Below are 26,331 nucleotides of genomic sequence, written 5' to 3' on the forward strand. Positions count from 1 at the left end.
GCGGCCAATTTGGCCTTATTATGTCGAATTGTGACATAAATCAGCAACCATGTGTTAACCAATTTCCTCTGCATCTGGGCGCAGGGACGTTAATTTTAAGGCGTACGGACGGTAAAGGAGGGGTGGGTGTCTGTTTCCAGTCTCGAAACAATGGCGGGCTGCCAGCAGCTGAAGGAGCGGATTCGCGCTTGCCGGATCTGTGCCGACCGCTTTGCAGCCACCGCAACAGCGCATGCGCCGCGGCCGGTGGTCTGGTTTCGTCCGTCAGCGCAGATCCTGATCGCAGGCCAGGCCCCCGGCGCGCGGGTGCATGAAAGCGGCCGGCCTTTTACTGATCCCTCGGGCGACCGGCTGCGGGCCTGGTTGGGGCTGTCGGAAGCAGAATTTTACGACCAGGACCGGGTGGCCGTGGTGCCGATGGGGTTCTGTTTTCCCGGCTACAACCACAAGAAAGCCGACCTGCCGCCGCCGGCGGTCTGCGGCAGGACTTGGCATCATCAGGTCATGGCGCAATTGCCGGAAGTGCAGCTGAAGGTGCTGGTCGGGGCTTATGCGCAGCGCTTTCACCTGGGGCTGAAAGGCCCTGTTACAACATTGGTGCAGAGCTGGCGGGCTCATGCGCCGCAGGTCTTCCCCTTGCCGCATCCTTCCTGGCGTAATACCGGATGGCTGAAGAAAAACCCCTGGTTCGAGGCGGACCTGCTGCCGGTTCTGCAGGCTCGGGTGAAGGAGCTGATGTGATGAGAGATGAAACCCCGCTGGATCTAGCTCATGCCGCGATGCAGGCGGCGCCGTCTGACGATGCGGCGCGGCTGCGGTTTTATGAACGGCTGGCCGATGCTGAACTGTTCCTGATGCTGGCGTCTGAGGCCAAGGGAGACCAGATATCTCCCGAGCTGTTTGAAACACCGGACGGAGACTTCGTTCTGGTTTTCGACCGCGAAGAGCGGCTGGCGCAATTCGCCGGACAACCGGTACCTTATGCGGCGCTGTCGGGCCGGGTTGTCGCGCAGATGCTGGCCGGGCAGGGGATCGGGCTGGGGCTGAATCTTGAGGTTGCGCCGTCGGCTTTTCTGATCCCGGCAGAGGCGGTTGGCTGGCTGAACCACACGCTTGGCCATGCGCCCGAGGAGTTCGAGGCCGGGATCACGGAATTTCTACCGCCTGCTGGTTTGCCGGAGGTGCTGCTGACGGCGCTGGATGCGAAACTTGCCACTGCTGGCGGGCTGGCGGCGGCGGCCTATCTGGCCGGTGTGCGCTATGCCGATGGTGGACGCGGCCATCTTTTGGGTTTTGTCGGCGCCAAGGAGGCTGCACAGCCGTCGCTGGCCAAGGCGGCGGGCGAGGCGCTGACTTTTTCCGGCATTGAAGCAGGGGCAATGGATGTTGCGTTCTTTGGCGCTGATGAACCGGCTGCAGCCAGCCTGGCGCGCGCGGGTCTGCGCTTTGATCTGCCGCAGCCGACGGCGCCGCAAGACTTCAAACCCGTCATGCCGGGCAGCGATCCGGCCGCACCGCCACGTCTGAAATAGCAATTTGCGCCTTAACTGACGTTGCAAGTGGGGCGGGGCCGCTTTTGGCCAAGCCTGGTTGCAATGCCATGGGCCGACTGGCGTCGATGCCGGAAACCTGCACGATGAGGGAGTAACATCGCCTTGGGTCGCGTCTATGTGCGCGATTTTAATGGGGCGAAGATTCGCCACATGACGAAATTCTGAAGTGGCGGGCTTGCCCGGGCACACTTGGGCGGGATGCTAGGCTGTAAAAAACGCCCGTCCAGCAGACGGGCGCCTTGACTGTCTGGAACCTGAAGGCCCGCAGGTGGGTTGTTTACTCTGCCGCTGCCAGCTTGTCCTGGGTGCGGGTTTCAAAGTCGCTGGCGTCGTGGCGCTCATGCAGCTGCTTGGCGGGGTCACCCATGGTACGGTTGACCATGCAGCCGCGCTGCACCGCTGGGCGGGCGTCGATGGCTTTGGCCCAGCGGACCACGTGTTTGTAGCTGGCGGCATCCAGGAACTCAGCAGCGTCACCATAGTTGCGGCCCAGCACCAGCTGGCCGTACCAGGGCCAGATGGCGATATCGGCGATCGAATATTCGCTGCCCGCGATAAACTCATGCTCTGCCAGCTGCCGATCCATCACATCCAGCTGACGCTTGGTCTCCATGGTGAAACGGTCGATCGGATACTGCCATTTCTCGGGCGCATAGGCGTAGAAATGACCGAAACCGCCGCCCAGATAGGGCGCGCTGCCCATCTGCCAGAACAGCCAGTTCAGCACTTCAGTGCGGGCCGCGGCTTCCTTGGGCAGGAAGGTTTCGAATTTCTCGGCCAGATGCAGCAGAATTGATCCGCTCTCGAATACCCGCACCGGTTCCGCGCCGCTGTTGTCGATCAGCGCCGGGATCTTGGAGTTCGGGTTCACCCCGACGAAACCGGATCCGAACTGGTCGCCACCGAGGATGTTGACCAGCCAGGCGTCATATTCGGCGTCCTTGCAGCCTGCCTCCAGCAGTTCCTCGAACATTACGGTGACCTTTACCCCATTCGGTGTCGCCAATGAGTAAAGCTGAAAGGGATGTTTGCCTGTGGGAAGGTCCTTGTCATGGGTTGCTCCGGCGGTGGGGCGGTTGATCGAGGCAAATTCGCCGCCGTTGCCTTCTTCCCATTTCCAGACTTTCGGCGGGGTGTAGGGGGTGTCGCTCATCTGTCGGACCTTGCTTTGATTGTTTCCTGTGCCGGGTCAATCGCAGTCGGCGCCGCGACCGGCTCAGCCACAAATAAGAGGTGTTTTGAAAATTCCAATGACTGGAAGGTCTGCGCGCGGAAATTTTACAATCCGCTCACATCCTCTCGTCCCAGGACACAGAGCCGTGAACCCCCCTTCGCATTTTCCGCCAGAGCAGTAATGTCAGGGCAAGGCCGGATCATTTGCCGGTGCCCAATTTGAAGCGATCACCGATGAAAGGGATGATTTCATGAAGCGTTTTGCATTTGCTGCTGCGGCAGCGCTGTCCTTTGCCCTGCCGGCCTTTGCCGGGGAGCAGTATGTCGACGGCACCGGCTATGCGGTGTCGGGTTACGATGTTGTGGCCTACCACAGCTTGGAGATGAAGCCGGTTGGTACGCCTCAGACCGCTCCGGTCCGCGGCAATGCGGCATTCACAGCGGACTACAACGGCGCAACCTGGGCGTTCTCCTCGGCTGAGAACCGCGACAAATTTGCGGCCAACCCGGCCCACTATGCGCCGCAGTACGACGGCCATTGCGCCTATGGCGTCTCCAAGGGGGGCAAAGTACCGGCCAACCCGCATCTGTGGCGCATTGTCGACGACAAGCTCTATCTGAACATCACCGATGTGGTGGTCGGTTTCTGGGAAGAAGACATCCCCAGCAACATCAATCTGGCCGAAGGCAACTGGCCGGGGATTGAGGGGAAAGCGGCCTCAGATAGCGTGATCCCCAAATTCACGTCTGAAGGGCCTGTTGCGAACTGATTGAAACTTGCAGGCAAGGCGACGGCCTTGCCTGCGATGCGCTCTAAGTAACTTTCCTTTTTCAGTAATTAATATAGATACTTACATGTCTGCCGTAAGGCTGTTGGTTGCAGTCATAGGCCAGGCTTCAAAGCGGCGTGAAATGTAGCAGGCGCGGTGCCTGCCAGAAGCAGACGCGCCGTGGATGCCTTAAGAAATCCGCGTTTTATGCAATTGCGCCGGTCAAATCCTGCGCAAGCATCAGCGCATTGCCGTCGGGGTCGTAGAAAGTCGCGGTTTTGACCATGCCCTCGACGACATCCGTCTCACCATCAAACACAACTTTGGCCTGTTCCAGTTTCTGACGTGCCGTCTCCAGATCAGCGATCCCGAAAACTGGCACGCAGTTGCCGGGGGCTGGCTTGGTGTGTTCGCCAAGGCCGATGGTGACACCTGGCGTATTCGTGCGAACCTCGGACCAGCCCGCCTCATCGGCATGGTAGAGCAGCTCAAATCCCAGCATGGTTTCGTACCATTTTGCGCTCTGATGGCGATCTTTGACCGACATTGCAATGGTGATGGTTTGATCGACTTCAACCAGTGACATGGGCTTTCCTCATGATTTAAAATATACTAACTATACTTTATGTACATTAAGATGCTTGTCAACGTCACATCAAAGGCTTGGGCAATGCCCATACTCTCGTGCCTGCATTCGGGCGTGGCCGGACGGCAGGCGCCCTTGTTGGCTGCGACCGGTGCCGGTAGAACCGCCTTTGCGCAAAGCATGGACCACCTGATTGAAATTGGATTGATTGAACGCAACCCAGGGTACGGTCATCCGCTGCGCCCTGAATTCCGCCTTACACATTTGGGAGTTTCAGCGGCAGCCATTGCCCATAAGGTCTATGAAGTGTCGACGCAGGAGGATCAGCCTTTGCTGCGCCGTTCATGGACGTTGCCAATTTTGACATCGCTCCACACTCCGAGCCATTTCAGCGACATCAAGCGAAACCTGCCGACAATAACGGACCGGGCGTTGTCTCAATCATTGAAATCCATGGAGGCAAGACGCTGGGTCTGCCGCAGTGTAGACGGCGCTGCCCGCCCGCCGAGGTCTACTTATAGCGCGGTGAACACTGGTGGGCTGATCAGCCAGCTCATCGCGCCTGAAATTAGGTTCAATTAGGGCGGCGGCCATTTTTTGGCTAATGGCAAACATCCGGAAAACCCTGCGGGCAGGTCAAGGAAACGGGAATGTTGCAAGGCCCTGCTTGGCGCAGGCTACGCTCGGTTTGTCGGCCAATCACCACATGCGGCAAGAGACAGTCCGCGCCAGCGCAGGGGAAGACGGCCGGGGCAACTGAATATGTAGCTGACAGGGGCTTGCTGAACATATGCCCGGCACTGGCCAGCCCAGCATATATGCGGGCTGTATCCAGTCCTCAGACTGTCTTGGCAGGCAGCAGGCTTGGCGTCCAAGCCGCCTGCCAACTGTCCTCCTGAGAAATTCACCGGCGGGGGTATTGCCTGAAGCCGATTACATTCAGCGGTTGCTGGGGCACTGTCAGGTCCCGGCAAAACTCGGGGACGTTCTGCGGCCAGTTACGCTGAAGGACGGTTGAACTGGCTTTGGGCAGCCATCAACAGCGGCAGTTATGAACAAATGAGCCCTATAGGATAGGCTGCTGATATTGAACCTGTTCTATCATGGGGGTGAACTTTGGGGGGGACGGTCCGGCTTATCCCATTTGCCGAACCCTTGCCTGGGACAGCACACACATCAGTTCGAACATCAGCGAGATGCCCAGCCAGGCGGTGCCGCCCGTTTCGTCAAAGGGCGGCGCTACTTCGACCAGATCTGCGCCGATCAGATTGACCCCGGCCAGCTCGCGGATCACCTGTTGCGCCTGAAAGCTGTTGGGACCGCCGACTTCCGGCGTGCCGGTGCCGGGCGCATAGGTGGGATCGACAAAATCGATATCATAGCTGCAATAGGCCGGTTTGCTGCCAAGAATGCCACGCACCTCTTCCATCACATCCTTGATGCCGCGGTCAAACAGCTCTTCCACACGGATGATGCGGATGCCTTGCTCCAGACCCCACTCGATGTCCTCGGAGTTATAAGCGGTGCCGCGGATGCCGACCTGAACAAAGCGTTTCGGGTCGACCAGCCCTTCCTCCACCGCGCGGCGGAACGGGGTGCCATGGGTGTATTTGTAGCCGCCGAAATAGCTGTCGAAGAGGTCGGTGTGGCTGTCGAACTGGACCAACCCCAACGGGCCATCCGCCGCCATCGCCCGCAGGATCGGCAGGGTGATCAGATGATCACCACCCGCGGTCATCGGGGTGATAGCTTGCTGTTTCAGGCTGCTGTAAAAGGCTGTGATGCGGTCCAAGTTGTCCTGAATGTCCACCGGATTGGGCGGCACATCACCCAGGTCGGCGCAATTGACGGCGGTGAAGGGGTTCACGCCGGTAACCGGGTTCATTGCCCGGATCATGGTGGAGCAGTCGCGCAGCTGCCGCGGCCCGTGGCGGGCGCCGGGGCGGTTGGTGGTGCCGCCGTCCCAAGGAACCCCGATCAGCCCCATTTGCACCTCGCCGTAGCGGGGGTGATCCGGGGTCATCGATGGCAACCGCATGAAGGTCGGCACACCGGCAAAGCGGGGCAGGTCCATGGCGGATACCGGCTGGAAGAAGATGTCGCCTGTTCGGGTCATGCAATTGCTCCGTTCTTCACATTTTCTGCGATCATTGAAATCATCTCGAACATGATTGCCGAGGCGGTCAGGGCGGTGATCTGATTGGGGCTGTCCTTGGTCGGCATCATGCAGACGATATCGCCGCCGACGATGTTCATGCCGCGCACGCTGTGCAGCAGGGCGATCGCCTCGTCGATATCAAAGCCTTTTTCGCCCGGCTCCAGGTTGGAAACCGCGGGCGCAATCGTGGGGTCCAGGCAGTCAAGATCAAAGGTGATGTAGACCGGACGTCCCGCCATCACATCTTTGATCTGCGCAGCCACGTCCTCTCCCCCGCGTTTGCGGAATTCCTTCATGGTAACAATGTTGTAGCCATAGTCATAAGAGGGCTGCAGCCAGTCCAGCGTCCTGGGGTGGCCGCGCAGGCCGATCTGCATCGAATGATGCGGATCTACCTTGCCCTGATCCGCCAGATAGGCGCCCCAATGGGCCGCGGATTTCTTGGCGCCCAGGAAGTGGTCGACCTTGGTGAACACATCCGTATGGGCATCAAAATGCAGAAAGCAGACTGGCTCACCCTTGGTGATCTTGCCGCAGCCGAGTGCCTGCACAATGCCGCCGGTGATCGAATGGTCACCGCCGACAGAGACGGGGCGGGCGCCTGCTGCGTCGATCTGCTGATAAAAGCGGGTGATCTGCTCGATGCAGTCCTCGTTGTCATTGGCGCGGGGGAAGGGCACGTCGCCGATATCGGCGATCTTGGCGACCTCCCAGGGGTTCAGCCGAAACGCTCCATGCACCCGGCGCCCGACGGCGGAGACATTGCGCAGCGCGCGTGGCCCCAGATGCTGGTCGCGTTCTGTGGTGCCATTGCCGGTGGAGTGGGGCACGCCGACCAAGGCAATGTCCTGATTTTCCGGGCCTTCATTGGGGCAGCGGAACATGGTGGGGATCCCCCACCAATACAGGTTTTCCATCATGGATTTCAGGTGTTCATCAGCCATAGGTATCCCTGCCTGTTTTTAAAAAATGCCCCGATGCCGGATCTTCAACACCGGGGCAGTCCGGGATCACCCCGGGGGAGGGGTCAGCTTTCGCTGGTTTTTCTGCGGTAGGCGCCTTGTGCGATCCGGTCGATGACCATGGCACAGAACAGAATTGCGAGACCGCCCAAGAGGCCCTGGCCTTTGGCCGCGTATTGCAGCGCTTCCAGGATCAATGCGCCCAGACCTTCGGCACCGATCAGCGAGGCGATTACCACCATCGACAGCGACATCAGGATGGTCTGGTTGATGCCGGTCATGATCGAGGGCAGCGCCAGGGGCAGTTCGACATTGAACAGCAGCTGGCGACGCGAGCAGCCAAAGGCAACGGCGGCTTCCTTGGTGGCTTCGGGCACTCCGCGCATGCCCAATGCGGTCAGGCGGATCACCGGTGGCATCGCAAAGACCAGCGTGGCCAATACGCCCGGCGGCTTGCCGGTGCCGAAAAAGGCGATGATCGGGATCAGGTAGACAAAGGCCGGCATGGTCTGCATGAAGTCCAGCACAGGTTCCGCGATGGCATAGGCGCGTTTGGACTTGCCGAACCAGATGCCAAGCGGAATGCCGATGGCCACGCACAGGAAGGCCCCGGCGCCGATCAGCGCCACTGTGATCATCGCCAGTTCCCACAGGCCCATGAAGGCCAGATAGGCCAGCGAGGCGGCGGTGAAAACGGCCACCCGCGGCCCGGCCAGGCGTAGCGCCATCACTACGGTCACGAACATTACCACGGGCCAGGGCGTCTGGATCAGCAGCACCTCCAGCCCGTCCAGTACCCAGCGAATGCCGGCGGTCACCCCGTCGAACACATCGCCAAAGTTGTTGGCCAACCAATCGAACCCGGCATCGCCCTTTTTGGACAGCGCGGCGAAATATTCCTTGCCGATCGGAAATTCGGTGATCGGCAGCCGTTCGCCCAGCAGCCCGCCGGTGACGCTGGCCACGGCCTCATCCGGTTTGGCAACGGTGAAGCGCACCAGGGTCAGCGGCCAGATCGCCACAAGGCCGATGGCGCCAAAGATCAGCCCGCTGCGGCGCATCCCTGACTGGGCTTTCTGACCGGAGCGCCAGCGCAGATACTGCGCCTCGTAAGATATGTTGGCATAGAAACCTTCCGCCAGTTTGATCACTGCCATCAAGGCAAGACCAGTGAGCAGAATGGCGAGGGCGGTGCTGTTGGCGGCATTGGCGGCCTCCAGCGCCTTGTCGGCGGCAGCGCGCAAGTTGTCGGCGATCTTCAGCTTGGCAGCTGCCCCTGTGACGTCGCCTGCAGCGGTCAGGTCTGCCGCCTGCGCCTCGCGCTTGGTGATATTGGTCAGGAGGCGCTCATAGCGGGTCAGCTGATCAGCGCCGAGTTCACCCCACAGGCCCCGGCCGATCTGCACCAGGGCGAACAGCTCAAGCACCAGGAACATCCAGAAGAATCCCCAGGCACCGCGGGCAGCTCCCCAGAGGGGGCCACAGACAGCGGCCATTGTGTTCCACGACCAGGCAAAGCCGGTCTTGCCCTGGATGCGGGCAAATTCGCGGACGTAATAGGAGCTGTTTTCAACAGTGAATTCTTCGACACTCAGGTCAGGCGACTGGAACGTGGTATCTTTCATGCCTTGCCTCCTTGAATGCCTTTCAACAGCGTGGCGCGGTCGACCACGCCGATGTCGGCACCATCATCGCTGGTGATGACAATCACGTTTTCGGTTGATGTGGCGATATCGATCAGCTGATCCAGGTCGGTGCCGTGATGCGCCCGCGGGCTTTCGTCGAAATTGACGGGCCGGGTGGGCTTGTACTCGCTGATCGGCACCATGATTGAATGGGCGAACACCAGTTTCAGCTTGGAAATGCCTTCGACAAAGTCGCGCACATAATCGTCGGCGGGCTGGGTGACGATCTCTTCCGGAGTGCCGATCTGCACGATGCGGCCATCCTTCATGATGGCAATGCGGTTGCCGATGCGGATCGCCTCGTCCAGATCGTGGGTAATGAAGACGGTGGTCTTGTTCAGCTCAGCCGAGAGCTTCATGAATTGGTCCTGCAGCTGGCGCCGGATCAGCGGGTCCAGCGCCGAAAACGGTTCATCCATCAACAGCACATCCGGGTCCGAAGCCAGCGCCCGCGCCAGGCCGACCCGTTGCTGCATGCCGCCCGACAGTTCGCGCGGGAAACGGTCCTCGAACCCGGTCAGGTTCACCTTGTCCAGGCAGCGCTGCGAGATCTCCCAGCGGGTGGATTTCGGTTCACCGCGCACCTGCAGCGGAAAGCCCACGTTGTCGCGTACGGTGCGGTGCGGCAGCAGTGCCATATGCTGGAACACCATGCCAATGTTCATCGCCCGCATTTCCCGCAAGGCTCCGTCGGACAGGGTCAGCATGTCGCGACCCAGCACCGAGATACTGCCCGCAGTGGGCTCGATCAGCCGGTTCAGGTGGCGCACCATGGTGGATTTTCCGGAGCCCGACAGGCCCATCACACAGAAGATTTCGCCGCGCTTCACCTCAAAGGACACATCGGCAATACCGACGACGCAGTTGAATTCCTCCAGCACCTCAGCCTTGCCCAGGCCGCGTTCGAGGATCGCTGCCATGGCGGCACCGGCATTCGCCCCGAAGATTTTCCATACGCCGTCCAGCGTGATCACATTGTCAGTCATGAGAGCAGTCTCCGCATGTCCGGTTTCATTTGGCGGGCGGTTCTGCCGCCCGCCTGCGGACATATGATTGGGCATGTTACTGGAACCAGGAGTCCACCAGATCGGCGTTCTCATCGACCCATTTGCGGGCAAACTCGGCCGGATCCTGGCCATCAACCGACAGCGCATAGACCACAGCATTCACCTGCTCTGTGGTCAGCGCCACCTTGCCCAGCATCGCTGCGGCTTCCGGCTGGCTGTCGGCCAGGCCAGCGGCATAGAACACATGCAGCTTGGCCGCGTCCCAGGCGGTGCCGGCCTTGGAGTTTTCCAGCCAGTTCGGATCATCGGTCGGCTGTTTCACATCCCATTCAGCCGCGTCATAGGCTGGCTCGGTCAGCGGCACCAGGTCATAGAGCGAGAACATGTGGTGCGGTGTGTAGCAGAAAAAGACGATGTTCTGCCCCTGCGCCACCGCATTGTCGACCTGGGCCAGCGCCAGTGTCTCGTCCATCTCCATCAGGTTCATGGTTTCAGAGTAGCCATAAGACTTGGCACGGATCTTTTCGACATTGGTTGAGGCCCAGCCCGCCCCGCCGATCCAGATCTCGCCACGGCCGTCGCCATCGGTGTCAAAGTTGGCTGCCATATCCGGGTCGGTCAGATCGCTGAGCGCCGAAATTCCGGTGCGCTCCTGGGTATCCTTGGTGACGCAGATTTGCTGATCCGAAAGCACCGCATTCGGGTTATAGACCACCGTACCCTTGCCGGTGACAAAGGTGTCATGCAGGTTCTGCTGGTTGGGCAGCCAGACCTCCGGGTGCACATGCATGGCGCCGGAATCCATCGCTTCGAAAATAATCGGATTGGTGCCGTTCTGCAGCTCCACAGACAGGCCCAGGTTGTCCTCCATCGCCACTTTCAGGATATGGGCGGTGCCGCGGACAGAGGCCCAGTTCGGCACTCCGATCACCACATCCTGCGCCATGGCGGTGCCGCCGATGGCGGCAGTCAATGCGGCAGCGGCCAGTGTTTTTGCTGTCTTCATGTCAGTCTCCCTTGTTGGATGATCACTTTGGATTTTTGGGTTTAAGCACCCGGCGCGTGATCACGATGCCGGGGTTTCACGAATGGAAGTTGTACGTCGGCTTGCGGTTGCGGGATCTTCCCGGCACAGCGCCTGGCTCAGGCAATGCACGCCGCCACCACCAAGGGTGAACATCGACATGTCCGGGTCATAGACCTCGAACCCCAGCGCCCGCATTTTTGCATTTAATTTCTTGGCGCCAGCCATCGACAGCACCTTGCCGTCCCCCAGTGCCACCAGGTTCACGCCCAGGTTCTTGGCCTCGGCATATGAGACATCGACGATCTCAATCCGCCAGCCTTTGACGACATCCACCAGCCAGGGCTCCATCGCGTCAATGCAGGCCACCGCCAGTTTGTCCGCCAGCGGCACGATCAGCCCGTCCATATGCACAAACTCGCGGCTGATCGGGGCCACCACAGCCTCCCAGCCCTCGGCGCGGACAAACCCGGCCACCTGTTCGGCCCCCTCTTTCTCGGACCGCTCTCCGCAATAGCCAATCAGAACCCGGCCCGGCTCGATGATATTGAAATCGCCGCCTTCGAAATGGCCTGCGGTGGCGAATTTCCAGATCGGGATATCATTGTCCTGATAGAACTTGATTGCGGTGGCATAATCCGCCCGGCGGCATTTCAGCTGCATATGGCAGATCAGCGCGCCCCAGGGCGTCATTGCGGAACTGTCACGAGCAAAGAAATTGCGGTGCAGCACCTCGTCGCTGTCGAGGTAATGGCAGGTCACGCCGGCGTCTTCGTAAATCGACACCATCTCCGCGTGCTGCTTCATCGCCAGCTGCAGGTCGAACTGCACGCCAGTCTTATGCGCATTTGCCAGGGTGCGTCCAATCAGGGGACCGGCGTCGACCCATTTGAAATATTCCGGCTTGCCCAGAAGAGCATCCGTCAGCTTGGCGTAGTCATTGTTGATCCCCCAGCGCTTGGCTGTCGGAGTGCTTGCGTCCATCCTGCTCGGCCTCCCAGAAACCGCGTTCTTGGGTGACAGGCTTGACCGAATTATATCTTTTATTAAATTACAAACTAAGGGATTTAACTTTAGTAATTGTGCAAGTATAGTGCTCTCATGCTGCCGCCTGCCTTCTCCAAAGCCGATATGCACCTGCTTTATGTGTTCTGCGCAGTGGTGGAAGCGCGCGGGTTTTCCGCAGCGCAGATCAGCCTGAATGTCTCGGCCTCCACCATCTCGCGGCAGATTTCGGATCTGGAAACCCGGCTGGGCATGCGCCTGTGCCAGCGTGGCCGCAAGGGTTTCCGGCTGACGGACAAGGGTGAGATCGTCTATGCCGCCTCGCACAAATTGTTTGCGGCGCTGAACCAGTTTGGCGAAACGGTGGACGGCACTCGTGGCAAACTGGTGGGGCGGCTGACTGTGGCGGCGGTAGACAATTGTGTCTTCAACGACGCCGCACCGTTGATGGACGCGCTCAGGGACTTTGCCGACCTGGCGCCGGATGTCAGCATTGATCTGCACTCGCTGGCCCCGGATGACATTGAAATGGACGTTCAGGACGGCCGTGTAGCTATCGGTGTGGGGGTGTTTCACAAGCATAAGCCCGGCTTGGTGTATGAGCTGCTTGCAGAGGAGAAAGTCGGGCTTTACTGCGCTCGCGGCCATCCGCTGTTTGAGGCCGACACACAGGCCGAAGTCGACCGGCTGCTGCCGGAGATCAACTTTTGCAAACGCGCCTATCTGAACGAAGAACTGGTAGCACCGGTGTCACGGGGGCTGCGATCCAATGCAAGCGCCCATCAGATCGAAGGCGTTTCCATGTTGGTTCTGACTGGCCGCTACATCGGCTACCTGCCTGAAAGCTTTGCCGATATCTGGGTGCGCCAGGGCCGGATGCGGTCGGTGGGGAACGGCAAGTATGATCTGACATCCGAGATCAAGCTGGTCTCCAAACGCGGCGTGGAGCCGAATTTGGTCGTCAAAACCTTCATCAACCTCGTGAAGCGGCGCTGCGGGCGGAAAAACCAAGATCAACCAAAAACCGGTTGAGAAGCTCATAACAGTGCTTGTTTCAAGTGGCGGATGCCAGTCCAGTCAGTTGCCGCAATTGGCGATTGCCTGCGGGATAGCGGCGCGCAGCAATGTTGTCTTGAGTGTTTGGTCCGTACAGCAGAAACTGACCGCTGGATGCGCCTGGACATGGTCAACGAATTTCGCGGCACAAGCCCAATTGCCAAACGGAAGGCCCAATGGCCAAACGACGGGTCTTCCAAAACAAAAGCCCCGGACGCAGTGCCGGGGCTTCGGAATTTTCAGGGTGGGCCGGTCAGCGGCGGCGATCGCGGCGCGAGGACATCGGCTGGAAGGCCACGCCCACATGTGCCTCGCAATAGGGTTTGCCCTGTTTGGCGGGCAGGCCGCAGAACCAGAAGTCCTCGGTGGCGGGGTCGCCCACCGGCCATTTGCAGGTGCGCTCGGTCAGCTCCATCAGAGTCAGCTTCTTGGCCTTCTTCTCGATCTCATTGACCTTGGCCAGCGCCTCGGGGCTGATTTCATTGGCCGAGGGCTGCGGCGGCAGCGGCTGGCCGGCCGGGATGATCTGGCGGCGTGCCGGTGCTGCGGGCTTGGCCTCTGCAGCAGGCTGGGCCGCCGCCGGGCGCGCCGGCTCGGTCTTGGGCTGCGGCTTGGGCTTGGGCGCGGCCGCCGGTTTGGGCGCGGCGGCTGCAGTTGCGGCTGCCGGTGCTGCCTTTTCTTTGGGCTCTGCCGATTTTGAGCCGCTGTTGCGGTTGGACAGGCCGAGCCGGTGCACCTTGCCGATGACGGCATTGCGGGTGACGCCGCCCAGTTCCTTGGCGATCTGGCTGGCCGACTGGCCCTCGCCCCACATTTTCTTGAGCAGTTCGACGCGCTCGTCTGTCCAGGACATCTGTTGCCTTTCCAAGCTAATAGCGGCCCCAGGGATTCTGCGGCCGCCATCAAATTCCGTGTAATCGCCTATTCTAATCACTGCGGGCGGAGTTACAAGGCATCTTGCGCCTATTGGCCCAGCCGTTATGCAGTCGGGCAACGAAAGTACAGGGGGCAGCATGGCGGATCAAGGCTATCAGGTGGAATTGGGTGCGCGCCGGTTCGGGCGGGTGAACTGGCTGGGGCTCAGGGCGCTGGCCTGGCGCGAGGTGAAGCGGTTCCTGGCGGTCTGGACCCAGACCCTGCTGGCGCCGCTGGTCACTGCGGGGTTGTTCCTGATGATCTTCAACATCGCCATCGGCCCCAAGCGCGGCGATGTGATGGGGGTGCCGTTCCTGACCTTTCTGGCGCCGGGCATCATGATGATGACGGTGATCCAGAATGCCTTTGCCAACACGTCGTCATCCATCGTGATTTCCAAGGTGCAAGGCAATATCGTTGATACGCTGATGCCGCCCTTGTCGGGGCTGGAGATTCTGCTGGGCTATCTGGCAGGCGCGGTGGTCCGGGGCACGCTGGTTGCATTGGCCATCGGACTGGGGCTGATGGCCGTGCTTCAGATCGTGCCTGCGCATCCGCTGACGGCGCTGGTGTTCATCGTGCTGGGGGCGGCGTTTCTGGGCAGTGTGGGCATCGTGGCCGGAATCTTTGCCGACAAGTTCGACCAGATGGCGGCAATCACCAATTTCATCGTGACGCCGCTGGCCTTCCTGTCCGGCACTTTCTATTCGGTCGAGGCCCTGCCGCCGGTTCTGAAGGCGATCAGCTATATTAACCCGGTGTTCTATCTGATCGATGGTGTGCGATTCGGAGTGATCGGCACCTCCGACAGCCCGCCTTTGCTGGGGCTGGCAGTGTGCAGCGGCGCCACTTTTGCGGTTTGTCTGCTGGCCTGGGGCATGCTGCGGACAGGCTACCGGCTGAAGCCCTGACGCCGCTATTCGGCGGCCAGCTTTCGGGCCTCCGGTTCCCCGGTTTCGGCACCTGCAGGTTTCTTGCGGCCCAGCCGCGGGTGCAGCTTGCCTGCCAAAAGGGCGGCCCCCCACATGGCGGCGGAGCCGACGGCAAAGATACCGGCCAGCGGCGACACCATCAGCACCAGCCAGGCCACTCCCGGCGTCAGAATGCCTGAAATGTCCCGGTAGCTGGAATAGACCGCCGACATCTCGGTGCGCTCGGAGGGTTTTACCGCCATCAGAAACGGCAGCCCACCGCAGATGTCCAGCAGGATCAACGCCGCTGAACCTGCCATCAGCAGGCCAACCGACACCGCAGGCCAGCCCTGCAACACAGCCGCAGCGCCAAAGCAGAGGGTGACCGTCAGGAAACCGCTGCGCACGGCCAGCCGGATGGAATGCCGCTGCACCCAGCGCTGCAGCAGCGGCGCGCCGAACAGGCAGGCGTTGGTCGCTGACAGCAGGATGCCGCCCAGCTCCTCTCCCAGACCCTTTTCGATGGCAAAGATCGGCAGGTAGACCACATAGATCCACCAGCCCGCCGACCGGATTACCGCAAACAGCCAGCCGGTGATCAGCCGCGGCTGCTCCAGGAAACGCGGCAGGTATTTCAGTGGGTTGGAAGCCGGGCCGCGGGCGCGTGTGATCTGCTTGCCGTTGCCCATCCGCATCCACCAAAAGGCCGCCAGCATCAGCAGGGCAGCAGCGGCGGAGATTAGAAAAGGGGCGGGCTGCCACCACTCCAGCAGCAGCACCCCGGCCATCGGCCCTGCGGTCCAGCCAAGGGCTGAGTAGAACATCCGTGAAGTCTCGCATTGGCCCAGTTCCACCCGGGCAATGTAGTCCAGCACATAAGCATTGAAACAGATGAAGGTGGTGACGGCCGCAACAGTGTTGAGCGCTAGGGCAGCCAGCACCGAACCCGGGCTGCCCTCAATCGCGCAGGCTGCTGACAGCACGAACATCAGCGTGCCCAGACTATAGGCCCATCGGCGCGGTACCAGCCGGATCAGCGCGGGCACCATCAGCCCGGCGATCAGTGACAGCACCCCCACCGCAAGATAAGAGGCCGAAACCAGCCCGGCGTCTCCCAAGGTCCGGTACATGATCAGCGGAAAAACAGAGATCAGGATGCCACGGACCATCGCTTCCAGCCCGGCCAGAATTCCGAAATCCCGCACCGAAGGCACCGGTGCGTGGCGCAGCCAATCAGGAATCCGCCGTTCGTGCATCTGCCGCTCCTGTTTTCCTGCACGTCAGGATGAGAGCGGAACATGCCCGGAAAATGCCGGTTTTCGACGCGGGCGTCGTTCCGGAGCCTGTTGCGGGAAAACTTTCTTCAGGCGGATGGTCGGTCGCTGCTTGCCGGAGCGGCAGGCTGGGGCTTCTGGCGGCCTTCGCGCCAGGCCAGGATGGCAGCGCCCGCCAGGATGATCGTGGCGCCAAACATGGAAATGCCATCCGGCACAACGCCAAAGCCCAGGAAATCGTAGAGTGCGGCAAAAACCAGCGTGGCATAGCTGAACGGCGCCACAAAAGAGGCATCGGCCCGCGCCATGCCGTTGATGAAACAGGCCTGGGCACAGGCCATCAGAAGGCCCAGCGCAGCCAGCGCGCCCCATTGCGCGAGGGTTGGCATCTGCCAGACCGCAAGCACCGCGCCGCTGGCGATCATCACGCCCAGCAGGTTGTTGAACCACAGGACCTGCAGCGGCCCTTCACGGCCAGCCAGTTTCTTGATGAAGATCAGCTCCAGCCCCATCACTGCGGCCGCGCCCAGGGCCAGCAGTGCTGCGGGCTGAAAGCTGGCAGGAGTGGGGCGCAGCAGGATCATCGCTCCGATCATCGCAATCAGCGCAGCACCCCAGCGCCAGTGTCCGACCCGTTCGCCCAACAGCGGGATCGCCAGCAGCATGCCGAAAACCGGGTTCAGAAAGGTGATCGCAGTGGCATCGGCCAGCGGGATATAGGCAACCGAGGCAAACATCAGCGTGACACCCGCCCAGCCAAAGGAGGTGCGGCCGATATGGTAGCCCCAGTGCGGACGGATGAACCTGGGTCGCAGGATCAGCACGGCGGTTGAGATGCCGATGAAGGCAAACAGGAACCGCCCATGGCTGATCTGCATCGGGTGCAGCGGCGTGCCCAGCACATCCGTACCCAATGCCTTGGCCAGCAGGGTGGTGGCAGCAATGAAAGTGGTTGCCGCCAGGATCAGGGCGGCGGCCAGGGCGGGGTTCTGCTGAGTGGCGATGCGCATGCTTCCATGCGGTGGAGCAAGCCGCCACAGGATGCAAGAGGAAAGACGTCGTCCGACGTCGCAGGTTTGAACGAACAGGGGCGCTGCCCCTCTTGGCCTGCGGCCAATTCACCCCGGGGTATTTCAAACCAGAAAGAAGCAAGTCGGGAAGGAGAAAGCCGTGTCGGAGCCGGATTGGCGGCATGGTTGTACAAAAGGGGTTTTCTTTTGCCAAAACCTCCACTATGGAACCTCTCCATGATCAAACGCGCATATATCACCATTCTGCGACGCCGACGCCGCCAGGCGTAACCGGCCCTTTGATCTGCTGTGCCTGAAGGTGGCACATTCCTTTCCAAATCCGTTGACCTCAGGCCAGGCTTGCGTCACAGCTTTGGCTTGCTCTTTCCAAAAGGATGATCCCGATGATCCCGTCCGTTCTGCCAACCTACAACCGTGCACCGCTTGAATTCGTCAAAGGCGAAGGCGCCTGGCTGATCGCGGCGGATGGACGACGCTTTCTGGATCTGGGCTCCGGTATTGCGGTCAATGCGCTGGGACATGCGCATCCGGCCCTGGTTGATGCGCTGACCGCGCAGGCGCAAAACCTGTGGCATGTGTCCAACCTCTACCACATACCTCAGCAACAGGCGTTGGCGGATAAGCTGGTGGAATATACGTTTGCCGACACCGTGTTCTTCACCAATTCGGGCACCGAGGCTTGTGAGCTGGCAGTGAAAATGGCGCGCAAGTATTTCTATGACAAAGATCAGCCCGAGCGGGTTGAGATTATCACTTTCGACGGCTCCTTTCACGGCCGCTCGTCTGCCGGTATCGCCGCTGCAGGCTCCGAGAAGATGACCAAGGGCTTTGGGCCCTTGCTGCCAGGCTTTGTGCATCTGGCGTTTGGTGACCTGGACGGCGTGACCAATGCCATCTCGGAAACAACTGCCGCAATCATGATTGAGCCGGTGCAGGGCGAGGGTGGCATCCGTGTGGTGCCGGATGCTGAGCTGAAGGCGCTGCGCCAGATTTGTGATGAAAACGGTCTGCTGCTGATCCTGGATGAGGTGCAATGCGGCGTGGGCCGGACCGGCAAGCTGTTTGCCCATGAATGGGCAGGGGTTGCCCCTGATATAATGATGGTGGCCAAGGGCATCGGCGGCGGCTTCCCGTTGGGCGCGGTGCTGGCCACGGAGGAGGCCGCCAGCGGTATGACTGCGGGCACCCATGGTTCCACCTACGGTGGCAACCCCTTGGGCTGCGCGGTGGGCTGCGCGGTGATGGATCATGTGGCTGATCCGGATTTTCTGGCAGAGGTGAACCGTAAGGCGGGCCTCTTGCGGCAGAAGCTGGAAGGGCTGAGTGCCGATCATCCGGAGATCTTTGAGGAGGTGCGCGGCTCCGGTCTGATGCTGGGCCTCAAATGCAAGGCAGCGAACATCGATGTGGTGAACGCCGGCTATGACAATGCGCTGATCACCGTTCCGGCGGCGGACAATGTGATCCGCCTGCTGCCGCCGCTGACCCTGACGGACGAGGACATCGCCGAGGCTGTCAATCGGCTGGACAAAACGGCGGCTCAGATCGAATCCGCCTGATCTTCACCTTTGCAAAATACTCCGGGGGTCCGGGGGCGGCGCCCCCGGCTTTCGCCAGAAACAAGCGATACAGTCATGAACCATTTTCTCGACATCCACAAAACCGACCCCGCTGCGCTGCGCAGCATCATCGATCAGGCCAAAGCCACAAAGCAGGCCCGCCTTGGCCGCCCCAAGGCGGCACTGGATGATGAGCTGCCGCTGAAGGACCGGATGGTTGCATTGATCTTTGAAAAACCCTCGACCCGGACACGGGTGTCGTTTGACGTCGGCGTGCGCCAGATGGGCGGCCAGACCATGGTGCTGAGCGGAAAAGACATGCAACTGGGCCATGGCGAGACCATCGCAGACACCGCCCGCGTGCTGTCGCGCTACGTCGATATGATCATGATCCGCACCTTTGATGAAACCGTTCTGACCGAGATGGCCGAATATTCGGACGTGCCGGTCATCAACGGCCTCACAGATCGCACACATCCCTGCCAGATCATGGCTGATGTGCTGACCTACGAGGAACACCGCGGCCCGATCAAGGGCAAAAAGGTGGTCTGGTGCGGCGACGGCAACAATGTCTGCGCCTCCTTTATCCATGCTGCCGGCCAATTCGGGTTCGATCTCACATTTGCCGGCCCGTCGCAGCTGGATCCTGAGGAGGAATTCATCGGCCTGGCGCGCAAGGCAGGCGCCAAGGTGACCATTGAACGGGATGCGTTCAAAGCAGTAGAGGGCGCTGATCTGATCGTGGCCGACACCTGGGTGTCGATGCATGACAGCCAGTCGTCCAAGGAACGCCGCCACAATATGCTGCGTCCTTATCAGGTGAATGATGACCTGATGGCCGCAGCCAAACCTGACGCTCTGTTCATGCATTGCCTGCCGGCCCACCGCGAGGAAGAGGTGACCTCCGCCGTGATGGACGGCCCGCAATCGGTGATCTTTGACGAAGCCGAAAACCGCCTGCATGCGCAGAAGGCTGTCATGCGCTGGTGTCTGGGTGGTTGAGACCGGCTGAGGCAATGAAGCTGAAACTTCTGCTACGCCAGCTGACCGGAGAATACGCCGTGTCACGGCTCGCGCCTGGTGCTGCTGTGCCCGCGTGGGTCGGCGGACCGGGGCTGGTGAGTGTGACCCATGCCGAGGATGAAATCTCGGTGGTCTGTCTGGCGGAGCGAGTGGTGAAAGATACCGAAAGCTCCTGCGGCTGGACGGCGTTCCAGGTTTCCGACCTCTATGATTTCGATGCGCCGGGGGTGGTTCTGTCCGCAGTGCGGCCGGTTTCGGACGCCGGGCTGGGGGTCTTTGCCATTTCGACATTCTACCGCGACTATCTGCTTGTGCGGCACGCTGAGCTGGATGCGGCAGAGGCCGCCTGGCGCGCAGCCGACCATCAGGTGGAGACTGTTTTAGGTCGATAAATGGGGCCGCAGTCGTGTCGATGGTCTATCCTCCGCGCGCCGGGCCTCGGGCTCTGCCATTTATAGCTATGGGTTTCATGGACAGGGGGTGTTTCCATGCCAGGAATTGAAGGCGGCTGCCTGTGCGAGGCGGTCCGGTATGAGGCCGCGCGCAAGCCGACCGGGGTGACCATGTGCCATTGCACTTACTGCCAACGTGCCACAGGGGCTGCCTATATGGTTCAACCGGCGTTTGCTGCTGCAGACTTTAGGCTGATCAAAGGCGACCCCAAGCGTTTTACGCATATCTCTGCGGGCAGCGGCATGGAGATACAAGTCGGATTTTGTGAGGCCTGCGGCACCAAGCTGTTTCAGACTTTTGAACGCTTCGAGGGGGCTGTGGGAGTATTCAGTGGCACACTGGACGATCCGGGCTGGCTGGAAATCCAACCTCAGAACAGTAAGCATATCTTTCTGGAGACGGCCCGCAGCGAAACGCGCATTCCTGCAGATACACCGGTTTTCATGCAGCATGCTCTTTCAAAAGATGGCCAGCCTATTGCGCCAATCATACTGAAAACCCCGCAGAAGGCCGGGGATTTGCAGTCAGTCTTCTTGAGGAGCCGAGGCAAGTAAGCACTTTGTGGCCTAGGCTAGCCTTGCTCACTCTTGCCTACCCTGGCCGGGTCAGCTCTGGTAGCCTCTTGTGCCATGTCCGGTTTCCCGTCAGCATCTATCTGGCAATTATGGGAGAGGGCGAATGGCAGACATGTCATCAAAACCGCAGGCTCTGATCATAGGGGCAGGCGCCGGGCTGTCGGCTTCTTTTGCCCGGGCGCTGGCGGGGGCGGGCTATGCGCTGCATCTCACCGCACGCAATACAGCCAAGCTGGACGCGCTGGCCGCCGAAACCGGCGCTGCGCTGCATCAGCTGGACGGCACCGATGCAGACGGCATCAGCCAGCTGGTTGAGGGTCTGCCAGGCGATCTGCGAGTTGCCTGCTACAACCCTTCCGCACGGCTGCGTGGGCCTGTTGCAGAACTGGACCCGGTGGCAGTGCGCAATGCGGTTGATATCACCGCCTATGGCGCCTTTTTGCTGGGGCAGGCGGCGGCCCGGCGGATGCTGACGCAGCAGCCTGCAGACGGGCGGCGCGGCACTATCCTGTTCACCGGCGCCTCAGCTGGCGTAAAGGGCTTTGCCCAATCGGCGCCCTTTGCGATGGGGAAATTCGCGCAGCGCGGGCTGGCGCAGGCAATGGCACGAGAGCTGCACCCGAAGGGCATCCATGTGGCCTGGGTCAATATCGACGGCGGCATCCGCAACGCTGCCCGTCCGGAGCGGGTGGAGGCAGCGGACAATCCCGACAGCATGCTGGACCCGGATGCGATTGCACAGGAATACATGCATTTGATTCATCAGCACCGCTCTGCCTGGAGCGATGAGCTTGTGCTGCGGCCCTGGGTAGAGCGCTTCTAGGAAACAGCGTCTGGCAAAGAAAAACCCCCGCAGCCAGTTGCTGCGGGGGCCTGTCAGCTAAAGCCGTGCGGATCAGCCGACGAAAGTGTTCAGCAGCAGATAAATCACGGCCGACAACAGTGCTGCGGCGGGCACGGTGATCACCCATGCGGCGACGATTGTCATGAAATGGCTGCGGCGCACCAGCTTGCGGCGGCGGCGTTCTTCCGGCGCGATGCGTTTTTCCGGCGGGCGGCCTGCGGCGGTCTTTTTCAGGCGGCGCTCCATGTGCCATTCGCGGAAGAAACCGACACCAAAGACCGCGCCAACCGCGATATGGGTGGAGGAGACCGGCAGGCCCAGCCAGCTGGCCACGATCACGGTGATCGCTGCGGACAGCGACACACAATAGGCGCGCATCGGGTTCAGTTTGGTGATCTGGCTGCCAACCATGCGGATCAGCTTGGGGCCGAACAGGAACAGGCCAAAGGAGATGCCGAAGGCACCGATCACCATCACCCAGGTCGGGATCGCCACCTTGGAAGCAAAATCGCCGAATTCGGTAGCATGCACGATGGCGGCCAGCGGGCCGACCGCATTGGCGACGTCATTGGCGCCATGGGCAAAGGACAACAAGCCTGCGGAAATCACCAGCGGCAGGCCGAACAGCGCCTTCAGCGATTTGTTGCGGTTCTCCATGCCCTCGGACTGGCGCTTGATCAGCGGCGCGGTGATGACATAGGCCAGCGCACCGACGGCAGCGCCGATCAAAAGCGCGGTCTGCAGGTCGATCTTGATGATCTTTTTCAGGCCTTTGAGAGCCAGATAGGCGCCAAAGGCGGCGGCCATGACGGCGACCAGCACCGGCACCCAGCGACGGGCGGCGGCGATCTTGTCATCCTGATAGATGATCTTGGCCTTGATGAAGGCAAGGAACAGCGCGGCAATCACACCGCCCAGAACCGGCGAGATCACCCAGCTGGCAGCGATCTTGCCCATTGTGGGCCAGTTCACCGCGGCGGTCCCGGCTGCAGCGACACCGGCACCCAGCACGCCGCCCACAACCGAATGGGTGGTGGAGACCGGCGCGCCGACCCAGGTCGCAAGGTTCACCCACAGCGCCGAGGAAATCAGCGCTGCCATCATGGCCCAGATGAAAATACTGTTGCTGGACACCGCAGCCGGGTCGATGATGCCCTTGGAAATGGTGGAAACCACGTCGCCACCTGCCAGCAGCGCGCCTGCGCTTTCACAGATGGCGGCAATCAGAATGGCGCCGCCCATGGTCAGCGCATTTGCGCCCACTGCGGGGCCCATGTTGTTGGCCACATCATTGGCGCCGATGTTGATCGCCATATAGGCGCCAAAGGCGGCCGCGGCGATCACCACCATGCTCATCGCTGAGCCGCCGAAGAAAACGCCGGCCGCGAGGCCCGCCAAAACGATGAAGGCCAGCGCGATGCCGGGCGCCACCAGCGGGCGGGAGGCATAGCTTGTGGCCAGTTCCAGCTGGGAGATCCTGTTCAGATCCTTATCCAGCGTGTTCCATTGCGGGCGCTGATCTTCGTTGCTCATCGTCGCGTTCCTGATTCCGGGGTCTGCGCACGCGCCTACCCCCGCTTTGGAAACGGATCAAGCATCTGACATAAAAATGTCATACAACTGTTACAAACGGCGCAGGATTTCCTGCAATTCAGGCTCGTCGACCAGATCTGCCGCCTCAGCCGGTTTCATCCACTGGCGGGTGCGCTCGCTGGATTCCGGATAATCATCCTCAAGCTGCGCCACCTCGGCTTCGAAGATCAGCGTGGTCACCGGTTCTTCTGTGCCATTGTCGTGGCGCTTGGTGAAATGGTATTCGCCGACCGGCTGCGGCGAGATGTCGTCGGCCTTTACACCCGCTTCTTCCCAGGCTTCCTGCAGAGCGGATTCCGGCCCGTCCTTGCCCTCGATCGGCCAGCCTTTGGGCAGGATCCAGCGGCCGGTGCCGCGGCTGGTGATCATAAGAACCTCCTTGCCGTCAGCGCCGGAGCGGCTGCACAGGGCGGCAACCTGCACGCGGGCGGGCCGTTGCAGCATTGGTTTGATGATCTCTTCCCAGGCGCGGGTCAGGTGGGTTGTCATGAGGGCTGCCTTTGTTGTTGGGGATAGTCCCGTGTTTTGTGTGCAATTGTGGAAATCTACGCCCGCTTGCCCGGAGTTGCAAGGCAGGCGGAGCAGCTGTTTGACCCGGAACCGGGTCTCCCGCCCGCCGATCCGAGCATCACAGATGCCCGGCCGCCCGTTGGGCCTGGCAGCGCGCCTGCGGCGCGCTGCGGGCGTTCTATTTGCGCCGTTTCGCCCGGAGCGTGGGGTCGGCCTCGGTCGGGTCTTCGGGCCAGGGGTGCTTGGGGTATTGCGCGCGCATGTCTTTGCGCACATCGGCATAGGAACCGGCCCAGAATCCGGGCAGGTCGCGGGTGATCTGGATCGGACGCTGGGCAGGGGACAAAAGGGTGATCTTCAGCGGCACGCCGCCCACCGAAGGATGGCGGCTGACGCCGAACATCTCTTGCAGCCGGACGGAGATTTCCGGCACTTCCAGGGCATAGTCGATCGGGATCTTGCGGCCCAGCGGGGTAACAAAACTGCCCGGCGCTTCGCGGTCAAGCACCTGTGTCTGCTCCCAGCTGAGCGCGGCCTGCAAGGCAGGCAGCAGATCGAAACGTTTCCAGTCCTCGGCTGATTTCACACCATCGAGCATCGGCAGCAGCCAGGCCTGTAGGCTGCCGGTCAGGCCGGAGATTGAAAAGTCCGGCAGGTCATGGCCTTCGGCGCGCACCAGTTCCACCCGCGCCGCCAGCCGCGCTGCCGCCCCCGAGAGCCGCAGGCCAAGGTCGCGCACGCCGTCCAGCATGGCCTCTGCCACAGTTTGCGCAGGCACGTCCTTCCAGATCCGGTCGTCCAGCACCACGGCTCCGAACCGCTCCTGCTGGCGCGCAACCACCCGGCGGTCGCGTTTGGACCATTCGCAGCTGTCCTCCCAGGCGATCTGCTCGGCAAACTGCTCTCGTATGTCCGTTGGCGAAATCTGCACGGCCATCCGAATCCGTGCTTCGCGCGGGTTGCCGTCCGTGTCCAGTGCCACGATGAAAGGCGCCCCCGCCAGCGTATCGCCGCCATCCAGAACCGCGCCCTTGCCGCCTGACAGCACGAACCGGGGGGCGTCGCCCCGGCGGCGCTGGCCCACGCGGTCGGGATAGGCAAGCGCCGCCATGGTGGCGGCGGACAGCCCCGCATCCCTGCGGCCTGCCTGTCTCTCAAGCCGCCGCGCCTCACTCTTGATCCGCTCCACCACCGGGCGGTTCAGCTGATAGGGGTGATTGCGTTCAAACCCTTTGGGATCTTTCAGTGCCTTCAGCCGCAGCGACAGATCTGCAGGTGCGCCGCGCAGCGGATCACGCTCACCCAATAGCGCGGCCAGCGGCGCAGCGGCGGACCCTGCCTGCAGCAGCATATGGCCAAGACGCGGGTGAACGGGCAATGCCGACAGCGCCTTGCCATGCTGGGTGATCCGCCCCTGCCCATCCAGCGCGCCCAGCATGGCAAGCAGCGCCTGCGCCTCTGCCATCGCACCGGCAGGCGGCAGGGTCAGGAACGACAGGTCTTGCGGCACAGCGCCCCACAGCGCCAACTCCAGCGCCAGCGCAGTCAGATCGGCGCTTTCGATCTCGGCGGGTGGAAACGCCATCAGCGCACCTTCCTCGCCCTTGGTCCACAGCCGGTAGCAGATGCCTGCCGCGACCCGGCCCGCACGGCCCTGGCGCTGGGTGGCCTCGGCGCGGGTCACCTTCTCGGTCACCAGCCGCGACATGCCGGAACCCGGATCAAAGCGCGCCCGCCGTGCCTGCCCCATATCCACCACCGCGCGGATGTCCTGAATGGTCAGCGAGGTTTCTGCGATTGAAGTCGCCAGCACCACCTTGCGGCCCTGTGTTTCGGGCTGGATCGCTGCGCGCTGCTCGGCAAAGGGCAGGGCGCCGAACAAGGGGCGGATATGGCAGTGGCCTGGCAGGCGTTTCTCCAAAGCGCCGGCGGCGCGGCGAATCTCTCCTTCGCCGGGTAGGAACACCAGAATGCCGCCGCCGGTTGCCTTGGTGTCTCTTTCCGCCTGCACCACCAGATCGACCAGCGCATCCACGCGGCGCGCTTGCGCGGGCAGGGGGCGCTCCAGCCAACGGATCTCCACCGGGTAGCTGCGGCCCTCGGATGTGACGAGCGGCGCCTCCATCAGTGCCGCGACAGGGGCTGCATCCAGCGTTGCCGACATCGCCACCAGCATCAGATCCTCGCGCAGCGCGCCCGCCACCTCCAGGCATAAGCCAAGGCCCAGATCAGCGTTCAGTGAACGTTCGTGGAATTCGTCAAAGATCACTGCGCCCACGCCTGGCAGATCCGGGTCCGATTGCAGCATCCGGGTCAGGATGCCTTCGGTCACCACCTCGATGCGGGTGGCTTTGGATGTTTTCGCATCGCCGCGCACCCGGTAGCCAACGGTTTCGCCCGGCTGTTCTCCCAGCGTTTCCGCCATCCGCTCGGCAGCTGCACGGGCGGCAAGGCGGCGGGGTTCCAGCATCACGATCCTGCCTGCGGTCAGCCCGGCCTCCAGCATCGCCAGCGGCACCCGCGTGGTCTTGCCCGCACCGGGTGGCGCCTGCAGCACGGCACGGCCGCGGGCGCGCAGGGCGTCCAAAAGTTCGGGGAGGGCGTCTTCGATCGGCAATCTGGTCATCCCTGCCTTATCGCCAAAGGCGCGGGAGAGGTCTAGCG

25 protein-coding genes are annotated in these 26,331 nt (G+C 61.5%); 11 read left to right on the forward strand and 14 right to left on the reverse strand.

Annotation, left to right across the window (positions count from 1 at the left end; genetic code table 11):
* Positions 1 to 150 precede the first annotated feature (150 nt).
* Positions 151 to 741 (forward strand): uracil-DNA glycosylase family protein, encoded by a 591-nt coding sequence (locus tag ACP151_RS12325; RefSeq protein ID WP_424979229.1) that lies wholly within the window; start codon positions 151 to 153, stop codon positions 739 to 741.
* Positions 741 to 1,532: an SseB family protein gene (locus ACP151_RS12330; RefSeq protein ID WP_424979197.1), complete on the forward strand. Its 792-nt coding sequence runs from the start codon at positions 741 to 743 to the stop codon at positions 1,530 to 1,532. Before ACP151_RS12325 ends, ACP151_RS12330 begins: the two co-directional genes overlap by 1 nt.
* Before the next feature lie 298 nt (positions 1,533 to 1,830).
* On the opposite strand, the gene yghU is transcribed toward ACP151_RS12330, so the two are convergent.
* Positions 1,831 to 2,706 (reverse strand): glutathione-dependent disulfide-bond oxidoreductase, encoded by an 876-nt coding sequence (gene yghU / locus ACP151_RS12335; protein WP_424979198.1) that lies wholly within the window; start codon positions 2,704 to 2,706, stop codon positions 1,831 to 1,833.
* Between the two features lie 271 nt (positions 2,707 to 2,977).
* On the opposite strand from yghU, the gene ACP151_RS12340 reads away from it, so the two are divergent.
* Positions 2,978 to 3,496 (forward strand): YHS domain-containing (seleno)protein, encoded by a 519-nt coding sequence (locus tag ACP151_RS12340; protein ID WP_424979199.1) that lies wholly within the window; start codon positions 2,978 to 2,980, stop codon positions 3,494 to 3,496.
* 205 nt (positions 3,497 to 3,701) lie between these two features.
* Here ACP151_RS12340 and ACP151_RS12345 read toward each other — a convergent pair whose 3' ends face one another.
* Entirely contained in the window at positions 3,702 to 4,082 is a 381-nt protein-coding gene (locus tag ACP151_RS12345) for a VOC family protein (protein WP_424979200.1), read from the reverse strand.
* Between the two features lie 39 nt (positions 4,083 to 4,121).
* On the opposite strand from ACP151_RS12345, the gene ACP151_RS12350 reads away from it, so the two are divergent.
* On the forward strand, positions 4,122 to 4,664 hold the full coding sequence (locus ACP151_RS12350) for a winged helix-turn-helix transcriptional regulator (protein WP_424979201.1): 543 nt from the start codon (positions 4,122 to 4,124) through the stop codon (positions 4,662 to 4,664).
* 553 nt (positions 4,665 to 5,217) lie between these two features.
* Here the strand turns inward: ACP151_RS12350 and ACP151_RS12355 are convergent.
* The 6 genes from ACP151_RS12355 to ACP151_RS12380 all read right to left on the reverse strand — a co-directional run bounded on the left by ACP151_RS12355 (position 5,218) and on the right by ACP151_RS12380 (position 11,902).
* On the reverse strand, positions 5,218 to 6,198 hold the full coding sequence (locus ACP151_RS12355) for an agmatinase (RefSeq protein ID WP_424979202.1): 981 nt from the start codon (positions 6,196 to 6,198) through the stop codon (positions 5,218 to 5,220).
* Positions 6,195 to 7,184: an arginase family protein gene (locus ACP151_RS12360; RefSeq protein ID WP_424979203.1), complete on the reverse strand. Its 990-nt coding sequence runs from the start codon at positions 7,182 to 7,184 to the stop codon at positions 6,195 to 6,197. Before ACP151_RS12360 ends, ACP151_RS12355 begins: the two co-directional genes overlap by 4 nt.
* An 83-nt stretch (positions 7,185 to 7,267) precedes the next feature.
* Complete coding sequence (locus tag ACP151_RS12365; RefSeq protein ID WP_424979204.1) at positions 7,268 to 8,827, reverse strand: ABC transporter permease; 1,560 nt, start codon at positions 8,825 to 8,827, stop codon at positions 7,268 to 7,270.
* Positions 8,824 to 9,873: a quaternary amine ABC transporter ATP-binding protein gene (locus ACP151_RS12370; RefSeq protein WP_424979205.1), complete on the reverse strand. Its 1,050-nt coding sequence runs from the start codon at positions 9,871 to 9,873 to the stop codon at positions 8,824 to 8,826. The genes ACP151_RS12365 and ACP151_RS12370 overlap by 4 nt, the downstream gene beginning before the upstream one ends.
* Positions 9,874 to 9,949: 76 nt before the next feature.
* Positions 9,950 to 10,900, reverse strand: a complete 951-nt coding sequence (locus ACP151_RS12375) for a glycine betaine ABC transporter substrate-binding protein (protein ID WP_424979206.1) — start codon at positions 10,898 to 10,900, stop codon at positions 9,950 to 9,952.
* A 60-nt stretch (positions 10,901 to 10,960) separates the two neighbouring features.
* Positions 10,961 to 11,902 (reverse strand): dimethylarginine dimethylaminohydrolase family protein, encoded by a 942-nt coding sequence (locus ACP151_RS12380; RefSeq protein ID WP_424979207.1) that lies wholly within the window; start codon positions 11,900 to 11,902, stop codon positions 10,961 to 10,963.
* Positions 11,903 to 12,019: 117 nt separating this feature from the next.
* Between ACP151_RS12380 and ACP151_RS12385 the strand changes: the two genes are divergently transcribed.
* Positions 12,020 to 12,955 (forward strand): LysR family transcriptional regulator, encoded by a 936-nt coding sequence (locus tag ACP151_RS12385; RefSeq protein ID WP_424979208.1) that lies wholly within the window; start codon positions 12,020 to 12,022, stop codon positions 12,953 to 12,955.
* A 277-nt stretch (positions 12,956 to 13,232) separates the two neighbouring features.
* Here the strand turns inward: ACP151_RS12385 and ACP151_RS12390 are convergent, their stop codons facing one another.
* Positions 13,233 to 13,832, reverse strand: coding sequence for a GcrA family cell cycle regulator (locus ACP151_RS12390; protein ID WP_424979209.1), 600 nt, complete (start codon positions 13,830 to 13,832; stop codon positions 13,233 to 13,235).
* Positions 13,833 to 13,992: 160 nt separating this feature from the next.
* Here ACP151_RS12390 and ACP151_RS12395 point away from each other — a divergent pair, with 160 nt between their 5' ends.
* Positions 13,993 to 14,805: an ABC transporter permease gene (locus ACP151_RS12395; RefSeq protein WP_424979210.1), complete on the forward strand. Its 813-nt coding sequence runs from the start codon at positions 13,993 to 13,995 to the stop codon at positions 14,803 to 14,805.
* Positions 14,806 to 14,810: 5 nt separating this feature from the next.
* Here ACP151_RS12395 and ACP151_RS12400 read toward each other — a convergent pair whose 3' ends face one another.
* Positions 14,811 to 16,061, reverse strand: coding sequence for an MFS transporter (locus ACP151_RS12400; protein WP_424979211.1), 1,251 nt, complete (start codon positions 16,059 to 16,061; stop codon positions 14,811 to 14,813).
* A gap of 107 nt (positions 16,062 to 16,168) precedes the next feature.
* Entirely contained in the window at positions 16,169 to 17,089 is a 921-nt protein-coding gene (locus ACP151_RS12405; protein ID WP_424979212.1) for a DMT family transporter, read from the reverse strand.
* Positions 17,090 to 17,493: 404 nt separating this feature from the next.
* Here ACP151_RS12405 and ACP151_RS12410 point away from each other — a divergent pair, with 404 nt between their 5' ends.
* From ACP151_RS12410 to ACP151_RS12430, 5 genes are all read left to right on the forward strand, one after another.
* Complete coding sequence (locus ACP151_RS12410; protein WP_424979230.1) at positions 17,494 to 18,669, forward strand: aspartate aminotransferase family protein; 1,176 nt, start codon at positions 17,494 to 17,496, stop codon at positions 18,667 to 18,669.
* 75 nt (positions 18,670 to 18,744) lie between these two features.
* Positions 18,745 to 19,671: an ornithine carbamoyltransferase gene (argF, locus tag ACP151_RS12415; protein WP_424979213.1), complete on the forward strand. Its 927-nt coding sequence runs from the start codon at positions 18,745 to 18,747 to the stop codon at positions 19,669 to 19,671.
* 14 nt (positions 19,672 to 19,685) lie between these two features.
* The gene (locus ACP151_RS12420) at positions 19,686 to 20,084 is read left to right on the forward strand and encodes an ACT domain-containing protein (protein WP_424979214.1); all 399 of its coding nucleotides are present in this window, start codon (positions 19,686 to 19,688) and stop codon (positions 20,082 to 20,084) included.
* A gap of 171 nt (positions 20,085 to 20,255) precedes the next feature.
* Positions 20,256 to 20,699, forward strand: coding sequence for a GFA family protein (locus tag ACP151_RS12425; protein WP_424979231.1), 444 nt, complete (start codon positions 20,256 to 20,258; stop codon positions 20,697 to 20,699).
* Between the two features lie 124 nt (positions 20,700 to 20,823).
* On the forward strand, positions 20,824 to 21,543 hold the full coding sequence (locus tag ACP151_RS12430; protein WP_424979215.1) for an SDR family NAD(P)-dependent oxidoreductase: 720 nt from the start codon (positions 20,824 to 20,826) through the stop codon (positions 21,541 to 21,543).
* Between the two features lie 72 nt (positions 21,544 to 21,615).
* Here ACP151_RS12430 and ACP151_RS12435 read toward each other — a convergent pair whose 3' ends face one another.
* The 3 genes from ACP151_RS12435 to hrpB all read right to left on the reverse strand — a co-directional run bounded on the left by ACP151_RS12435 (position 21,616) and on the right by hrpB (position 26,293).
* Positions 21,616 to 23,097 (reverse strand): inorganic phosphate transporter, encoded by a 1,482-nt coding sequence (locus tag ACP151_RS12435; protein ID WP_424979216.1) that lies wholly within the window; start codon positions 23,095 to 23,097, stop codon positions 21,616 to 21,618.
* 90 nt (positions 23,098 to 23,187) lie between these two features.
* Complete coding sequence (locus tag ACP151_RS12440) at positions 23,188 to 23,646, reverse strand: NUDIX hydrolase (RefSeq protein ID WP_424979217.1); 459 nt, start codon at positions 23,644 to 23,646, stop codon at positions 23,188 to 23,190.
* A 199-nt stretch (positions 23,647 to 23,845) separates the two neighbouring features.
* Positions 23,846 to 26,293 (reverse strand): ATP-dependent helicase HrpB, encoded by a 2,448-nt coding sequence (gene hrpB / locus ACP151_RS12445; protein ID WP_424979218.1) that lies wholly within the window; start codon positions 26,291 to 26,293, stop codon positions 23,846 to 23,848.
* Positions 26,294 to 26,331: the final 38 nt, after the last annotated feature.

The sequence above is a fragment of the Leisingera sp. S232 genome (assembly GCF_049800895.1).
GTDB lineage: Bacteria > Pseudomonadota > Alphaproteobacteria > Rhodobacterales > Rhodobacteraceae > Leisingera.

Bases quoted from the DNA above. Each gene is read 5' to 3' on its own strand.
- ACP151_RS12325 (WP_424979229.1), top strand. From the start codon at position 151: ATGGCGGGCTGCCAGCAGCTGAAGGAGCGGATTCGCGCTTGCCGGATC.
- ACP151_RS12330 (WP_424979197.1), top strand. From the start codon at position 741: ATGAGAGATGAAACCCCGCTGGATCTAGCTCATGCCGCGATGCAGGCG.
- yghU (WP_424979198.1), bottom strand. From the start codon at position 2,706: ATGAGCGACACCCCCTACACCCCGCCGAAAGTCTGGAAATGGGAAGAA.
- ACP151_RS12340 (WP_424979199.1), top strand. From the start codon at position 2,978: ATGAAGCGTTTTGCATTTGCTGCTGCGGCAGCGCTGTCCTTTGCCCTG.
- ACP151_RS12345 (WP_424979200.1), bottom strand. From the start codon at position 4,082: ATGTCACTGGTTGAAGTCGATCAAACCATCACCATTGCAATGTCGGTC.
- ACP151_RS12350 (WP_424979201.1), top strand. From the start codon at position 4,122: ATGTACATTAAGATGCTTGTCAACGTCACATCAAAGGCTTGGGCAATG.
- ACP151_RS12355 (WP_424979202.1), bottom strand. From the start codon at position 6,198: ATGACCCGAACAGGCGACATCTTCTTCCAGCCGGTATCCGCCATGGAC.
- ACP151_RS12360 (WP_424979203.1), bottom strand. From the start codon at position 7,184: ATGGCTGATGAACACCTGAAATCCATGATGGAAAACCTGTATTGGTGG.
- ACP151_RS12365 (WP_424979204.1), bottom strand. From the start codon at position 8,827: ATGAAAGATACCACGTTCCAGTCGCCTGACCTGAGTGTCGAAGAATTC.
- ACP151_RS12370 (WP_424979205.1), bottom strand. From the start codon at position 9,873: ATGACTGACAATGTGATCACGCTGGACGGCGTATGGAAAATCTTCGGG.
- ACP151_RS12375 (WP_424979206.1), bottom strand. From the start codon at position 10,900: ATGAAGACAGCAAAAACACTGGCCGCTGCCGCATTGACTGCCGCCATC.
- ACP151_RS12380 (WP_424979207.1), bottom strand. From the start codon at position 11,902: ATGGACGCAAGCACTCCGACAGCCAAGCGCTGGGGGATCAACAATGAC.
- ACP151_RS12385 (WP_424979208.1), top strand. From the start codon at position 12,020: ATGCTGCCGCCTGCCTTCTCCAAAGCCGATATGCACCTGCTTTATGTG.
- ACP151_RS12390 (WP_424979209.1), bottom strand. From the start codon at position 13,832: ATGTCCTGGACAGACGAGCGCGTCGAACTGCTCAAGAAAATGTGGGGC.
- ACP151_RS12395 (WP_424979210.1), top strand. From the start codon at position 13,993: ATGGCGGATCAAGGCTATCAGGTGGAATTGGGTGCGCGCCGGTTCGGG.
- ACP151_RS12400 (WP_424979211.1), bottom strand. From the start codon at position 16,061: ATGCACGAACGGCGGATTCCTGATTGGCTGCGCCACGCACCGGTGCCT.
- ACP151_RS12405 (WP_424979212.1), bottom strand. From the start codon at position 17,089: ATGCGCATCGCCACTCAGCAGAACCCCGCCCTGGCCGCCGCCCTGATC.
- ACP151_RS12410 (WP_424979230.1), top strand. From the start codon at position 17,494: ATGATCCCGTCCGTTCTGCCAACCTACAACCGTGCACCGCTTGAATTC.
- argF (WP_424979213.1), top strand. From the start codon at position 18,745: ATGAACCATTTTCTCGACATCCACAAAACCGACCCCGCTGCGCTGCGC.
- ACP151_RS12420 (WP_424979214.1), top strand. From the start codon at position 19,686: ATGAAGCTGAAACTTCTGCTACGCCAGCTGACCGGAGAATACGCCGTG.
- ACP151_RS12425 (WP_424979231.1), top strand. From the start codon at position 20,256: ATGTGCCATTGCACTTACTGCCAACGTGCCACAGGGGCTGCCTATATG.
- ACP151_RS12430 (WP_424979215.1), top strand. From the start codon at position 20,824: ATGGCAGACATGTCATCAAAACCGCAGGCTCTGATCATAGGGGCAGGC.
- ACP151_RS12435 (WP_424979216.1), bottom strand. From the start codon at position 23,097: ATGAGCAACGAAGATCAGCGCCCGCAATGGAACACGCTGGATAAGGAT.
- ACP151_RS12440 (WP_424979217.1), bottom strand. From the start codon at position 23,646: ATGACAACCCACCTGACCCGCGCCTGGGAAGAGATCATCAAACCAATG.
- hrpB (WP_424979218.1), bottom strand. From the start codon at position 26,293: ATGACCAGATTGCCGATCGAAGACGCCCTCCCCGAACTTTTGGACGCC.